The organism is Flavobacterium sp. CF108 (assembly GCF_900129795.1).
Lineage (GTDB): Bacteria > Bacteroidota > Bacteroidia > Flavobacteriales > Flavobacteriaceae > Flavobacterium.
Window position 1 is genome coordinate 631654 of the sequence record NZ_FQWW01000001.1, and the last position, 14203, is coordinate 645856.

13 protein-coding genes are annotated in these 14203 nt (G+C 32.2%); all 13 read right to left on the reverse strand.

The window, feature by feature from the left end:
• Nucleotides 1-145: 145 nt before the first annotated feature.
• The 13 genes from BUE10_RS02815 to coaBC all read right to left on the reverse strand — a co-directional run bounded on the left by BUE10_RS02815 (nucleotide 146) and on the right by coaBC (nucleotide 14201).
• Nucleotides 146-673: a tetratricopeptide repeat protein gene (locus BUE10_RS02815; RefSeq protein WP_073482158.1), complete on the reverse strand. Its 528-nt coding sequence runs from the start codon at nucleotides 671-673 to the stop codon at nucleotides 146-148.
• Nucleotides 660-1349 (reverse strand): peptide chain release factor H, encoded by a 690-nt coding sequence (gene prfH / locus BUE10_RS02820; RefSeq protein WP_073482160.1) that lies wholly within the window; start codon nucleotides 1347-1349, stop codon nucleotides 660-662. Before prfH ends, BUE10_RS02815 begins: the two co-directional genes overlap by 14 nt.
• Nucleotides 1337-1948: a hypothetical protein gene (locus tag BUE10_RS02825; RefSeq protein WP_073482162.1), complete on the reverse strand. Its 612-nt coding sequence runs from the start codon at nucleotides 1946-1948 to the stop codon at nucleotides 1337-1339. The genes prfH and BUE10_RS02825 overlap by 13 nt, the downstream gene beginning before the upstream one ends.
• Nucleotides 1949-1960: 12 nt before the next feature.
• Complete coding sequence (locus tag BUE10_RS02830; protein ID WP_073482164.1) at nucleotides 1961-3352, reverse strand: RtcB family protein; 1392 nt, start codon at nucleotides 3350-3352, stop codon at nucleotides 1961-1963.
• The gene (locus tag BUE10_RS02835) at nucleotides 3342-4103 is read right to left on the reverse strand and encodes a hypothetical protein (protein ID WP_073482166.1); all 762 of its coding nucleotides are present in this window, start codon (nucleotides 4101-4103) and stop codon (nucleotides 3342-3344) included. The genes BUE10_RS02830 and BUE10_RS02835 overlap by 11 nt, the downstream gene beginning before the upstream one ends.
• Nucleotides 4104-4945: 842 nt before the next feature.
• The gene (locus tag BUE10_RS02840; RefSeq protein ID WP_012025443.1) at nucleotides 4946-5662 is read right to left on the reverse strand and encodes a response regulator transcription factor; all 717 of its coding nucleotides are present in this window, start codon (nucleotides 5660-5662) and stop codon (nucleotides 4946-4948) included.
• A gap of 3 nt (nucleotides 5663-5665) precedes the next feature.
• Nucleotides 5666-7252 carry a sensor histidine kinase gene (locus tag BUE10_RS02845; RefSeq protein ID WP_073482168.1) on the reverse strand — a complete coding sequence of 529 codons (1587 nt, stop codon included), beginning with the start codon at nucleotides 7250-7252 and terminating at the stop codon, nucleotides 5666-5668.
• A 59-nt stretch (nucleotides 7253-7311) separates the two neighbouring features.
• Nucleotides 7312-7908, reverse strand: a complete 597-nt coding sequence (gene coaE, locus BUE10_RS02850; protein WP_073482170.1) for a dephospho-CoA kinase — start codon at nucleotides 7906-7908, stop codon at nucleotides 7312-7314.
• 1 nt (nucleotide 7909) lies between these two features.
• Complete coding sequence (locus BUE10_RS02855) at nucleotides 7910-8908, reverse strand: glycosyltransferase family 2 protein (RefSeq protein WP_073482172.1); 999 nt, start codon at nucleotides 8906-8908, stop codon at nucleotides 7910-7912.
• 120 nt (nucleotides 8909-9028) lie between these two features.
• Complete coding sequence (gene fabV, locus BUE10_RS02860) at nucleotides 9029-10219, reverse strand: enoyl-ACP reductase FabV (protein ID WP_073482174.1); 1191 nt, start codon at nucleotides 10217-10219, stop codon at nucleotides 9029-9031.
• Nucleotides 10220-10319: 100 nt separating this feature from the next.
• The gene (gene recN / locus BUE10_RS02865) at nucleotides 10320-11972 is read right to left on the reverse strand and encodes a DNA repair protein RecN (protein WP_073482176.1); all 1653 of its coding nucleotides are present in this window, start codon (nucleotides 11970-11972) and stop codon (nucleotides 10320-10322) included.
• A gap of 54 nt (nucleotides 11973-12026) precedes the next feature.
• Nucleotides 12027-12917, reverse strand: coding sequence for a type IX secretion system protein PorD (locus BUE10_RS02870; RefSeq protein ID WP_073482178.1), 891 nt, complete (start codon nucleotides 12915-12917; stop codon nucleotides 12027-12029).
• A gap of 69 nt (nucleotides 12918-12986) precedes the next feature.
• Nucleotides 12987-14201 carry a bifunctional phosphopantothenoylcysteine decarboxylase/phosphopantothenate--cysteine ligase CoaBC gene (coaBC, locus tag BUE10_RS02875; RefSeq protein WP_073482180.1) on the reverse strand — a complete coding sequence of 405 codons (1215 nt, stop codon included), beginning with the start codon at nucleotides 14199-14201 and terminating at the stop codon, nucleotides 12987-12989.
• Between the last annotated feature and the right edge of the window lie 2 nt (nucleotides 14202-14203).

Here is a 14203-nt window from a genome sequence, read left to right on the forward strand (position 1 = left end):
AAACCTTGTAGGTATTTGCATTTGAAAGCGTTCACTCAAATTTCGATATCAATATCTAAATAACAAACCTACAAGGTTTTGAAAACCTTGCAGGAACTTATACTAAATAAAAAACGATGCAAATTGCATCGTTTTTTATTTAAAATCATTTCAATTTCTTTTTAGAATCTTTTTTAGATTTCTTTTTCTTTTTTAGCAAATCAATTTTGCCTTCAATTCTTTTCTCTACATCGCTAATATTACATTCGTATGCAAATTGTAAAGAATGAAGTTTAGCATTTTTAATTTCCTTCAAAGCTTTCTTAAACTCATGCTGTGCTTCAAAAAGAATCGCTTTTTTAACGTAAATATCAGATTTATTAATCCCTTTTATCGTTAAAGCAAAATCAATTAATTTTTGTGCTTCTTCATAATCTTCATTCAAAATTAAAGTCTGCAAATAATACGGATAAACTTCAAGCGCATGAATATTAATCGATAAAGCCTCCTGAAAATAGGTTTTAGCCTCTTCATAATTCATTAATTGTTCTGCCTGAATTCTTCCGTACAAACACAAAACCATTGTATTTTTTGCATCATAAGAAAAAGCATAATCTAAAGATTCAATCGTTTCTTCAAGCGAATACGGATAGTTATCCAAAGCCTGAAAAAGGTATTTATCAATTGTTTTCATTTCGTAAATCGTTTTTTAATTTCTGACGAGTTCCTTTGTAATTTTTCTCTACTTTGTTCTTTTTAAAGTCACTTCCGGTAAAAACCCTCACAGGATTGCCACGCTCAATATTCAGCTGATTTTCCCATTGTTTCCCAACGTAATTTTTAAGTTGAACCAGTTTCTCGTCTTCTAGTTTTTTTAATAATCTTTCTGTTGCCAGTTTTTTGTTTTGGTGCTGCGAACGACTGTCCATAGAAACAACCGCAATTCCTGTTGGAATATGCGTTGCCCGAATTGCCGAACTCACCTTGTTCACATGCTGACCGCCCGCTCCTGAACTTCGCATTGCCTGATATTGAATATCATTTTCTGAAACTAATGCATTTTTCTGCGGTTCGATTTCAAAAATTCCAATAAACCAGTTCTTGCGTTTATGCATTTTCCTAAACTGACTCTGACCAATCCATTGAATAGTTCCAATCCAAGATTTTATAAAGCTCTCAGCATTTTTTCCTTTTACAGAAATTGAAACTGTTTCAACGGTTCCGTTTTCTTCTCCAACTTCTCGTTGTAGTAAGACAACATCTAATTGCTGATCCTGCGCTTCTTCCAACACTTTTTTAAGTACTTGGGCAACAACCCAAGTGCATTCTGCAGGTCCACGACCCGCTGTTATTTGAATTATTCTTTCCATTTCTTTAAAATTTTAAGTAGCTTTTCTCTGTTTTTTGCTACTTTTACAAATTGTGGTAAATACGCCACTAAACTCGACGTATAATTGACCTTTGAATTTCTTTCTCTTAAACCAGCTTGAATATATCTTTCCAGATAATCAATATGATCCTGATTATAAGCCCAGAAAATGTTACCATCGATTTCTTTTTGAAACCAAAGTGGTAAATTATACCACGTGTCCCTAACTAAACCATCATCAAGCTTTGACTCTATTTTAATTTCATTAATCTTAGGCTTAACTTCTTCCTGAAAATTGCAATGCGGGCATCTGGTTTTATAAATCAAAGGCTTTATTTTAAAGGCCCGAGATTCAAATTCAAATTTCTCAAAGCACTTACTACAATATATTTTTCCATAAGCAACATACTTGAAAATAGGCGGTTTAGATTTAGAAAAACACTGTTTGCATTCAAAATACATCGACTTACATCTACCGCATTTACAATCATCTTTTAACTTTTTTATAATAGCTGATTTAGATTCACATTTTGGGCACTTTACCGAAATTTCATCAACAAAATTTCTCAACCATTTATTTTCATCTTGAAATCTTTCCATAATTTTACTTTTTTAACGATCCATTCTAACAATCTTCGGCGTAAAAGTTCCTAAGACTTCGACCAAATCAGTTTGGTTTGCCATCACTTTTGTAATGTCTTTGTATGCCATTGGAGCTTCATCAATATTTCCTCCAATCAAGGTTACATCATTCGCTTTCAAAACCTTTTTGATTTCGCTTTGCGTAAAAGTACTTTTGCATTTTGCTCTCGAAAACAAACGTCCGGCGCCATGAGAAGCAGAATTTAAACTCTCTGCATTTCCTTTCCCTTTCACAATGTAACCCGGAGCAGTCATTGATCCGGGAATAATTCCCAATTGACCTTCTCCAGCAGGAGTTGCTCCTTTTCTGTGCACAATACATTCCTGACCATTTACCATTTCTTTCCATGCAAAATTGTGATGGTTTTCAATTGTAACCACTACTCTTTTTCCAATTGCTTTAGCAATTCGTCTGTGAATATCATCGTGACACGCTTTTGCATATTCTCCAGCTAAATTCATTGCCAGCCAATATTCCTGACCATCGTGTGTATTCAAATCCAGCCAGGCCAAATGCTGTACATTTTTTGGCAACGGACATTGTTTTATTGCCAAATAGGTATAATGTTTCGCAATATTTGCACCTAAACCACGAGAGCCACTATGTGAAAGAACTGCGAAATATTCGCCTTTTTCAAGCTTCCATTCATTCTCCGGATTATCAATTTTGGCAATTCCAAATTCTACAAAATGGTTTCCTCCGCCTGAGCTTCCTAATTGTTTATAGGCTTTTGGCAAAAGATTCTTTAGCAGCGGAATATTCTGAAATTCACTTTTATGAAAAACTTCATGATCTACTCTTGAAGCATGTGTTTCATTCATTCCGAATTTTGTATTGTCTTTTAAAATTGCTTCTAACTGATGTTCTTTTCCTTTGAAATGCGACGCAGGCAAATCAAAAATTGAAAGACTCATTCGGCATCCAATATCAACTCCAACTCCGTATGGAATCACAGCATTATCTGTTGCTAAAACTCCACCAATTGGCAATCCATATCCTGAATGTGCGTCCGGCATTAAAGCTCCGGCTACTGAAATTGGGAGTTTCAACGAATCATACAATTGAAATTTTGCCTGCTGGTCAATTTCATTTTCACCAAAAATTGTAAAAGGAGCTCTTGTTGCTTTAAGCTGATGCATTCTTACCTGAACCGGTTTTATCAAACCTTCGGCAACTTTTCCCCAAGTTCCGTGACCTTCAAATTTTTCAGGATTCAGCAGAACGTCTTTTGCCTCTGTTAGAATAGATTCCTTTTTTTCTCTTTTTCTATATCTGTTTATCTGCCCTAAGGCAATGTTTATTGAATTATTCTTTGGAAAGCCCAATTTAATCAGGTCTTTTCCAGTTAATTTATTTCCCATGATTTATATCATTTTCATCTAAATATTGCTGATACAATACATTTAGACTTTTATTTTTAATACGGTTTTCTTCTCTTGGATCTTTATAATCGTAATAACCCGAATAACGAGAGTAACCATCTACTAATTTGTTTATTTTATTTCTTAAATTAAGATTAGTAATGTAATTATCCAGAAGCTGAATTTCACTTTCCAAATCTGAATCGACCATTTTAGTATGCGTTATCATATAAGGACTGATACGAAGTACGTATCTCCAAGACTCATTAAACATATAATGAATTCTATGTCGCTTGAAATTGCTGCACCAACGTTCTCGTTTATAAAAATGCGCTTTTTCTTTTTCTGTCAATTCTAATTTTGAGCTTCTCCACTCCCATTCTGAAAATTCCTTTACAGTTTGAATCTTTTCAACATAAACATTTCTTCTTTTTCTCTTTTTCTTTCTTTTAAAAGATTTTTCAGAAGAAAACTGCCATGTGTTTATTTTTTCCAATAGCCCTCTGTAAAATGACGATTCATTTGATCTTGCAATATCTTCTCTCAGTACAAAACTGCGCTGCCACCCTTTTTGATAAGGGCTTTCAAGCGGAATCAATGGTAAATTATTTTGTTTTTGCCAAAGTTCTTTTTCTTGCTTTCTTAACTGGATTAAATGTTTTTCAAAATCCTTTTTTACTAATCTTTTTTTTCTTCTTTTACTTTTAAAACGAGTACACAAAGCATACTCATCTACCGTATAATTTTCCATTAAAAAATTATAGTGTATTAAATTAACAGCCAAATAGGCTTAAACATTTTATCCTTGACGGATAAATAAATAAAATCGATTTTCGGGAAAATTTTAAAGTGTCTAGAATAAAAAAAGCCCGAAACTAAATGTCTTCGGGCTTTTTTATATATCTAAAAATGTATTTCTAAGATTGAAATAAGCCACGAAGAAGTGCTGCACCAAATCCGTTTGGTGTGAAGCTTTGTGATGTCAATGTAAGTACAAACATTTTTCTTCGTTTTTAAAGGGTTATTATTTTTTTCGTCTGCAAATATTCAGAATTGTTTTTTGATTTTCCAAATTTATTTTTCAGAAAAGTCATGTGAAAATATTTTTAGCTTTAAATTCTTCAACAAACAAGAAGTTATTGTTTTGAAAATGAAAGAAATAAATCATGTAGGAATAAAATTAAAAATTCTAGTATTTTATGTCTTTTTTGTCATTTCAACTGAAAGGAGATTTGATCGATATCTAACAAACGAAGGAAATCAAACAATTATAATTCGATAAAGATTGGCGATTCTCTTTGCGTAGACGCACTGCTGTGCGTCTCTACGATATACGTTATCTATAAATCAATCACAATTTTAATATAGAGATGTACACTGCAGTACGTCTACACGATTTACATTATCTATAAATCAATGACAATTTTTAATATAAATCAATCATAATTTTTAATATAAATCAATCATAATTTTAATGTAGAGATGCACTGCAGTGCATCTAACCAAAGATTGGCGACATTTAATTTCCTTTGTAAACATAAAAAAAGCCCTGATTTCTCAGAGCTTTTATATTGTTTTTAGGTGAATTTGTTATTATTCAGAAACTTTGCTTTTTACAACTAATCTGAAACCTTCTCCGTGAATGTTAAGAATCTCAACATCTTCATCAGATTTAAGGTATTTTCTAAGTTTAGCGATGTAAACGTCCATACTTCTTGAAGTAAAGTAGTTGTCATCTCTCCAGATTTTAGTCAAAGCTAATTCTCTTGGCATTAAGTCATTTTCATGAAGAATTAACATTTTAAGCAATTCATTCTCTTTTGGAGATAATTTAATTGGCTCTTCATCCTGGAAAGTCAAGAATCTAAGTTTTGAGTTTAAGTGGAATTTACCAATATTAAATTCAAATTGTACTTGTTCTGCTTTTGTATCAGCTGATTTTCTTTGAATAATCGCTTTGATTTTCATCAATAAAACTTCTGAGTCAAAAGGCTTGTTTAAATAATCGTCAGCACCAGCTTTGTATCCTTTTAACACATCTTCTTTCATAGATTTTGCTGTTAAGAAGATAATTGGCACTTCGCTATTTTTTTCTCTAATTTCTTTTGCTAAAGTATAACCATCTTTATAAGGCATCATTACATCGAGAATGCATAAATCATAAACATCTTTCTTGAATTTCTCGAAACCTTCCATACCGTTTTTAGCTAAAGTAACTTCAAAGTCATTTAACATTAGATAATCTTTAAGAACCGCCCCAAAATTTAGGTCATCTTCTACTAAAAGTATTCTTTTGTTAGTATTTTCCATATTTTAATTTATTAATGGTATTTTTATTATAAAGGTGCTACCTTTTCCTTTTTCGCTTTCAACATATACTTGACCATTATGGTCCTCTACAATTCTTTTTACGTATGCAAGACCTAAGCCATGCCCTTTTACATTATGAAGGTCTCCAGTATGTTCTCTATAGAACTTCTCAAACACTCGTTTTTGAGCTATCTTACTCATTCCCAAACCATGATCTCTTACTTTTATCAAAATCATGTCTTTTACATTTTCTGTAAAAATTTCAATTTCAGGAATGTCAGGTGAATATTTTATGGCATTCTCTAAAATATTAACCAGAACGTTTGTAAAATGAACTTCATTGATCAAACAAGTTGTTCTTGCTGCATTATAATGTTTTACTACTGTACCTTTTCTATCTTCTAAAATAAGGTTTACATGCTCAATTGCATCGTCAATTACATCAGTCACCACTGTTGGTTCTTTAGTAATATCAAGTTCTCGTTTTTCTAATTTAGAAATACGTAAAACGTTCTCAACCTGCGCATGCATTCTTTTATTTTCATCCCTTATCATTTGAAGATACCTAAAGACTTTATCTTTATCTTCAATAATTTTAGGATTTCTAATCGCATCAAGTGCTAAATTTATTGTCGCAATTGGAGTTTTAAACTCGTGCGTCATATTATTTATAAAATCTGTTTTGATTTCAGAAATATGTTTCTGACGCAACAATTGGTTTAAGGCACTTGTGTATGCAACTATTATAATTAATGTAAAAACTATTGATAAAATAGTAATACTTAACAATTCTGATAGTAAAAATTTCTTCTTATGAGGAAATGTAACTGACAATTCATATCTGCTATTCCCTTCATTATCAGTATATATCGGAATATTATATGTTGCTTCTTTATCGTAGTGAAATCCATCCGATTTAATTTTGGTTGGAACACCGCTGCTATAAATTCCAAATTCAAATTTGGTTTTAACTCCGTACTCTTGTAATTCTTTCTTTAAAAGCTTAGAAAGTTTATCTTTAGTAATTCTTCCTTCAATTGGAGTTAAGGACGCAATATCTTTATACTGAATTTGCTGCTGAACTTTATTTAAAATATCTAAACTTCCTGATTTTTCAATTGTAAGGTCCGGTATTATACTTTGCCCTAAATTGTTATTATCAATTCCGTTATTGTTATTATAAACTTCGGTTACTCTTTTAGAGCTGAAATTCTTAAATCTCTCACTGCTGAATTTTTTATTAAAAAACGATCCGCTTATATCGTAATCTTCAGAAGTCAGCGTATTAGAATAAACAATTGTTTTATTTGTTTTTGCATTTCTCTGCACATAAAACACTTGAAGCAAATCCTCTTTTTTGGGAATTTTACCAGTACTGTCTTTTATGCGGTTGTATTTATCGTAAAAACTGTATTCTTCCTGCTGTTCAAGCTTGTCTGCTACATTTCCGATAACTTGGGTAACGTGGTATTTAAACTGCTCTTCGTTATTTTTAAATGAAGAGTTAAACCAAAATACCTGCACTAGAATTATCCCTATTAAGGACAAACTCATCAGTAAAACAAGTATTCTAAAAAATAATTTATTCATCGAAACAAAATTAATATTTTAACAATATACTAAATAATACATTAACCAAATATTAACATTTAAGACTGTTTTTGTTTTATTTTCAAAATTTTAAGAATTTCAACTACTTCTTCTTTAGCAATTTTAAGATTACTGTTATTAATAACAAAATTGCTTAAAGAAATTCGTTTTTTATCATTCCACTGCATTTTCATTCTGCTTAAAACGTGTTCGCGTGTTGTATTATCACGTTTCATCACTCTTTCAATTCTTAACTCTTCTGGCGCAGTAACTGTAACTATATAATCGAATTCTTTGTATTTTCCACTTTCAAATAAAATGGCAGCTTCGTAAACTACAAATGCTTCATTTTTATTTTGAGACAGCCAATGTTGAAAATCCTTTTTTACTGCCGGATGTACAATCGAATTTAAAACTGTTAATTTATCTGCATTATTAAAAACAATATCAGCTAATTTTGCCCGGTTTAAAACATTATTTTCAAAGAGCGATTTTCCAAAAGCATTTTTTATTGCAGCAATAATTTCTGCTGACTGCATTATCTTTTTAGCTTCGTCATCTGCGATGTAAACAGGAATTCCCATTTCCTTAAAAAAAGCAGTGATTGTTGTTTTACCGCTTCCTATTCCGCCGGTCAAGCCGATAATTTTTGTCATATTATATCTTAAAAAACATACGAGGAAAAGCTTCTTGTGGTTTCTTCTTTAGTAAAATAACTTTTACAAAAGATTCCAAAAATCCTGTTCCGTAACCGTAAAATTGTTTCCAAACAGCAATAACCGATAAATACCCAATTTTGATACTTTTATTTTGAATACTTGCTGTAAGAAAAATAATAACGAAATATACAAAATATAATTGTAATAAAATATCAATATTAAAAATTAATAGTAAAAAAGCTATCAATAAACCTATAATAAATGCGCTTGGAAAGAAAAAAGTAAGCTTATTATGTTCTGGATACCAACTGTTTAATATTGGTCTTGCGATGCCGAATTTTTTTACCTGAATGGAGAATTTTTCCCAGTCAATCCTACGTTTGTGGTACACAAAAGCCTCAGAAAACAGTCTGGTTTCAAATCCTAAGTTCCATAAACGGATCGATAAATCGGGATCTTCGCCAGGATGGATGTTACCAAAGCCTTTTGAAGCTTCAAAAGCTTTCTTAGAAATTCCCATATTAAAGCTTCTTGGCTGAAACTTATTAATTTTTTCAGAACCGCCGCGAATCCCGCCTGTAGTAAGAAAAGATGTCATTGCAAAATTAATTGCTTTTTGAATATTCGAAAAGCTTTTCAAGGCTTTATCCGGCCCGCCAAAACAATCGACATATTTTTCATCTAAAGCCTTACGAACTTCAGTTAAATAATTAGACGGAATAATACAGTCTGAATCAAAAATGATAAAATAATCCCCTCTCGCCTTCTGCATTCCAAAATTTCTGGAATCGCCGGGACCAGAATTTGGTTTAAAATAATATGAGATATTCAATTTCCCTTCATAGTTCATTACAACATCTTTACAAGGAATCGATGATCCATCTTCAACCAGAACAATTTCAAAAGGTTCGTTGTAATCAGATTTTGTAAGACTTTCTAAAAGTTCATCAACTTCGTCCGGGCGATTATACACGGGTATAATTAAAGAAAAAATCATAACGGGAATGCGGTTTTAAGTGGAATATTCTAAACTTTAAAAATTTGAGCAAAGATAGGTTATATTCATAAAAAAACCACCAACTTTTGGTTGATGGTTTTTACTGTAAGATTTATGTTTTTATTTGATACTGTCAATATTAACTACTTCATTAGCTTCTGCTTTGTAGTCAACTCCGTCAAATTCAAATCCAAATAAGTTTAAGAAATCATTTCTATAACCTGCTAAGTCTCCAATAGCCGGTAATGTTTCTGTTGTAGCTTCTTTCCAAAGTTCAGCCACTTTTGCCTGAACATCGTCACGCATTTCCCAGTCGTCAATTCTAATTCTTCCTTTTTCATCTACAGGAACTTCAGAACCGTTGTATAATCTATCCTGAAATAAACGCTGAATCTGCTCGATACATCCTTCGTGAATACCTTCTTCTTTCATGATTTTGTATAAAAGAGAAATATATAACGGAATAACCGGAATTGCAGAACTTGCTTGTGTAACTAATGCTTTATTTACAGAAACATAAGCTTTTCCGCCAATAGATTTTAAGTTATCTGTGATAGTGAATGCTGTAGCTTCTAAATGGTCTTTTGCACGACCAATTGTTCCTTTACGGTAAACTGCTTCTGTTAATGCCGGCCCAATATAAGAATAAGCTACTGTTGCAGCACCTTCTGCCAATAAATTTTCATTTTTTAAAGCATCGATCCACATTGCCCAGTCTTCACCTCCCATTACAGCAACTGTGTTTTCAATATCTTCCTCGTTTGCTGGAGCGATTGAAACCTCAGTTACATTTCCTGTATGAAAATCAACTGTTTTGTTTGTAAATGTCTGTCCAATTGGTTTTAAAACCGAACGGTGCAAAACTCCTGTATTAGGGTTTGTACGTACTGGAGAAGCTAAACTGTAAATTACAAGATCCACTTGTCCTAAATCAGCTTTTATTAAATCTAATGTTTCTCTTTTTATTTCGTTTGAAAAAGCATCTCCATTGATACTTTTTGCATATAGACCTGCTTTGTGAGCTTCTGCTTCAAAAGCTGCAGAATTGTACCATCCTGGTGAAGCTGTTTTTCCTTCAACCGGCGGTTTTTCGAAAAATACTCCAATTGTAGCAGCATCAGATCCAAAAGCACTTGTGATTCTTGAAGCTAATCCGAAACCTGTTGAAGCACCAATAACTAATACTTTTTTTGCTCCGGCAATTGCACCTTTTGATTTGATATATTCAATTTGATTTTTAACGTTTTGCTCAGCTCCCTTTGGGTGGGCAGTCAAACAAATAAATCCTCTCATTCTAGGTTCTATAATCATACTCTTTTTATTTACTCATAAATTAATCATTATCAAGATAAATGACAACTTATGCCTGTTTTGTTTAATTATTTTTCGATGACAAATATAAAGTATTTCTTTAGTTCAACAAGGCTTTAGCGTGATTTAAAGCCGAATCTGAAACGACTGCTCCTGATAACATTTGAGCAATTTCTATAACTCTTTCGTCCTGAGACAGTAACTTTAATTCTGACTGTGTATGATCGCCTACTGTTGCTTTCGAAACTTTAAAGTGCGAATCGCCTTTTGCTGCAATCTGCGGTAAATGTGTGATGGCAAAAATCTGCATTTTGGCACTCATTTCTTTCATAATCTCTCCCATTCTAATGGCAATTTCTCCTGAAACTCCAGTGTCAATTTCATCAAAAATTAAGGTTGGTAATTTTGAATACTGCGCTAAAATTGCTTTAACTGCCAGCATAATACGAGACATTTCCCCGCCTGAAGCTACTTTTTTCAATAAACCAAAATCAGTTCCTTTATTGGCTGAAAATAAGAACTGTAATTCGTCTTTTCCGTTTTGGAAATAGGTTTCAGATGGTAAAAGTTCCATATTAAAACGAACATTTGGCATTCCTAATGTTTCTAAAATCGATATTAACTGATTGGATAAAACCGGAATTGCATTTATTCTATTTTGATGAATTGTTGCCGCAAAAGCATCTAATTCTGTTGCTTTTTCTTCGATTGATTTAGATAAATTTTCGATTTCTTCCTCAATATTATCTAATTCTAAAAGTGTATTTCCTAAATCTGCCTGAATCTGCAGTAATTCGTCTACAGAATTAACATGGTGTTTCTTTTGCAGATTAAAAATTAACTGCAGTTTTTGACTTACTAATTCTAATTGCTCCGGATCATTTAATAATTTTTCAGAAGCGCTTTGTAATTCTTTTGAAACATCATCAAATTCAATTGAAATACTGGTGATTCGTTCAAAAAAGTTTTGATATTCTACTGAAAACGGTGCAATTTTTTGCAGTGCGTTTTTAATTTCATTAAGATTATGAAAAACACCAAACTGTTCTTCGTTTGCAATTACAAGCGATTTATCAATTGATTCTTTTATAATTTCGACGTTATTCAGCTTTTCAAAATCAGCTTCTAATTCTGCCTGTTCTCCAGATTTTAATTTAGCCGAAACCAATTCATTCAATAAAAAAGTATTGTACTCCTGCTCTTTTCCTGAATCGCTTTGCTTTTTTAATAAAGCATTTAATTTTGATTTCTCTGATTTATAAAGTTTTAATAGATTTTGATAGGTTAGAATTGTATCAAAATTATCAGCAATAGCGTCAATTATTTTGAATTGAACCGTTTCATCAGACAATTCCTGAGTTTGCTGCTGCGAATGTATATCTATTAAAAAGAGACTCAAATCCTGCAATTCCTGAAGATTTACGGGACTGTCGTTTATAAAAGCTCTTGATTTTCCCGAAGGTAAAATTTCACGTCTAATTATGGTTTCATCTTCATAATCTAGATCATTTTCTGCAAAAAAATCTTTTAAGTTGTATTTAGAAATTTCAAAATGTGCTTCAATAACACATTTTTCTTCTTTGTTTTTTAATGAAGTTAAATCTGCTCTTTTTCCTAAAACGAGTCCAACCGCTCCTAATATAATCGATTTTCCTGCTCCTGTTTCACCAGTAATTATAGAAAAACCTTTTGAAAAATCAATAGAAAGCTTTTCAATCAGAGCATAATTTTTAATCGATAGTGAAGTTATCATAAAGGGGAATTATAAAAATAAAGTGCTACGAAGAAAGGAAAAAAAATTAAGTTATTAAAACTTAATTTGTGACCATTTTGAATTATTTAAAGGCGAAACTCTATTCAAAATATCGGTTAAGTCCGTAACAGGAATACTTGGTCCTCCAGAAAAAATAGAAACTATTTCATCTGATTTTGCATCAAAAAATACGCGGGTTAAAAATGCATTTGGTCTAACTGAATTTACTTTTCCAATAAGCAATAAAGAAGATTTCACCTTTTCTTTTGCTCCTTTTAAATCATTGCTCATGGTGTCTAAACCTGTGTGATATAAAAAGGTTGTCTGACGCAAATCAGTATACATTGGAGAAAGCATATCTGTTATTAAATAATAACGATTTTGAAGTCCGTCTGACTGACTCCATCCTCTAAACCCGCCTTGCTGTGCAACGCTTGCAATGTTTTGAGCTGTTTCAAAATATTGATTTCCGGCACCGCTTTGAAAAGTATCAGCATCCATACCCAGAATTACATAGCTGTAAAAAGATACTACAGATACTAAATTTGATTCGAAAACAGATGGATTGAACAATAATGGCTCATATTCTGTGTATCTAAAATTAAAGTCTTTGTCGTTAAAATTTAGAACAGGTGAAGAATAAGTCGAATTGTAAACTAATCTTGAAGACTGCACCTGAATAGTTCCTGTAAACTGGTCAGAACTATAAGATGACAATGTAATATACATTGAACAGTTAATTCTTTCATGTTGTTTTAAGGAAGATCCAGATCCTGTCCAGTCTGTTTTATTTACAAATTCAGATAAAGAGGTCTGCAGTGTTTTAAAAACCTGTTGATTTGGTGTAGGAAGCCTTTCAGTATTGATAGTTACTGTACAATTTAGCTGCTGCGCCTGAGTAAAGCCAAAAATAAAAAATACGAAAAGTGTAACTATTTTGTTCATACAAATAAAATTTTATTAGCAGCAAAAATAGAACAACTATTCTTACTTTTTATAAAATATTTTAAATCTTTATGATTTTGAAAAATGCGAAATCACTTTGTTTAAAATATCGACTGCTACAAATTCTTTCGATTTCAATTCCATTGGCTCGATATTAAAGTTTTTATCAATAAATGTTACTTTATTGGTTTCTTTTTTAAAACCGGCACCTTCATCCTGCAAAGAATTTAGAACTATCAAATCTAAGTTTTTTTTCTGGATTTTCAGCTTCGCATTTTCAATTTCATTTTCTGTTTCAAGGGCAAAGCCTATTAAAAACTGATTTTTTTTAATAGCTCCTAAAGAGGATAAAATATCTTTTGTTTTCTCTAATTCAATCGAAAACTCACTTGCATTTTTCTTAATCTTTTGTAACGCAACCTCTTTGGGTTTGTAATCTGCAACGGCCGCTGCTGCTATTGCTGCATCAGAATCATCAAAATGTTTGTGACAGGCATCGTACATTTCCTGCGCCGACATTATATTTATAACTTCAATCGAAGGATTTTTAACTTTATAATGTGTTGGCCCTGAAACTAAAATAACCTGAGCTCCAAGATTTGCGGCTGCATTTGCAATATCAAATCCCATTTTTCCAGAAGAATGATTTCCTATAAAACGTACGGGATCTATTGCTTCGTATGTTGGACCTGCAGTTATTAGTATTTTTTTTCCTTTAAGGGGTAATTTGCTTTCTAAATCTGCTTCAAGAAAAGCTATAATGTTTTCTGGTTCAGCCATTCGGCCTTCTCCAGATAAACCACTTGCTAATTCTCCTTTTTCAGCGGGAATAATAATATTTCCGAATTGCTTTAAGGCATTGAAACTAGAAATTGTAGAGGGGTGTTTGTACATATCCAAGTCCATTGCGGGAGCAAAATAAACTGGACATTTAGCCGATAAGTATGTTGCAATTAAAAGATTATCGCAATTTCCTGTTGCCATTTTAGACATTGTATTTGCTGTTGCAGGAGCTATCAGCATCAAATCTGCCCAAAGACCTAATTCAACGTGATTATTCCATACAGCATCTTCATTGTCGTCATTAAAGAAACTGGAATGTACAGGATTTTTTGATAAGGTAGATAACGTAAGTGGCGTTACAAAATCCTTAGAAGCAGGTGTCATTATCACTTGGACATGTGCACCTGCTTTTATAAAAAGTCGTACTAATGAGGCTGTTTTATACGCTGCAATTCCACCGGAAACTCCCAGTAAAATCTTTTTTCCGTTTAAAACTGACATTA

Excerpts from the sequence above, each read along its gene's own strand:
- BUE10_RS02815 (WP_073482158.1), bottom strand. The coding sequence starts at position 673 with ATGAAAACAATTGATAAATACCTTTTTCAGGCTTTGGATAACTATCCG.
- prfH (WP_073482160.1), bottom strand. The coding sequence starts at position 1,349 with ATGGAAAGAATAATTCAAATAACAGCGGGTCGTGGACCTGCAGAATGC.
- BUE10_RS02825 (WP_073482162.1), bottom strand. The coding sequence starts at position 1,948 with ATGGAAAGATTTCAAGATGAAAATAAATGGTTGAGAAATTTTGTTGAT.
- BUE10_RS02830 (WP_073482164.1), bottom strand. The coding sequence starts at position 3,352 with ATGGGAAATAAATTAACTGGAAAAGACCTGATTAAATTGGGCTTTCCA.
- BUE10_RS02835 (WP_073482166.1), bottom strand. The coding sequence starts at position 4,103 with ATGGAAAATTATACGGTAGATGAGTATGCTTTGTGTACTCGTTTTAAA.
- BUE10_RS02840 (WP_012025443.1), bottom strand. The coding sequence starts at position 5,662 with ATGGAAAATACTAACAAAAGAATACTTTTAGTAGAAGATGACCTAAAT.
- BUE10_RS02845 (WP_073482168.1), bottom strand. The coding sequence starts at position 7,252 with ATGAATAAATTATTTTTTAGAATACTTGTTTTACTGATGAGTTTGTCC.
- coaE (WP_073482170.1), bottom strand. The coding sequence starts at position 7,908 with ATGACAAAAATTATCGGCTTGACCGGCGGAATAGGAAGCGGTAAAACA.
- BUE10_RS02855 (WP_073482172.1), bottom strand. The coding sequence starts at position 8,908 with ATGATTTTTTCTTTAATTATACCCGTGTATAATCGCCCGGACGAAGTT.
- fabV (WP_073482174.1), bottom strand. The coding sequence starts at position 10,219 with ATGATTATAGAACCTAGAATGAGAGGATTTATTTGTTTGACTGCCCAC.
- recN (WP_073482176.1), bottom strand. The coding sequence starts at position 11,972 with ATGATAACTTCACTATCGATTAAAAATTATGCTCTGATTGAAAAGCTT.
- BUE10_RS02870 (WP_073482178.1), bottom strand. The coding sequence starts at position 12,917 with ATGAACAAAATAGTTACACTTTTCGTATTTTTTATTTTTGGCTTTACT.
- coaBC (WP_073482180.1), bottom strand. The coding sequence starts at position 14,201 with ATGTCAGTTTTAAACGGAAAAAAGATTTTACTGGGAGTTTCCGGTGGA.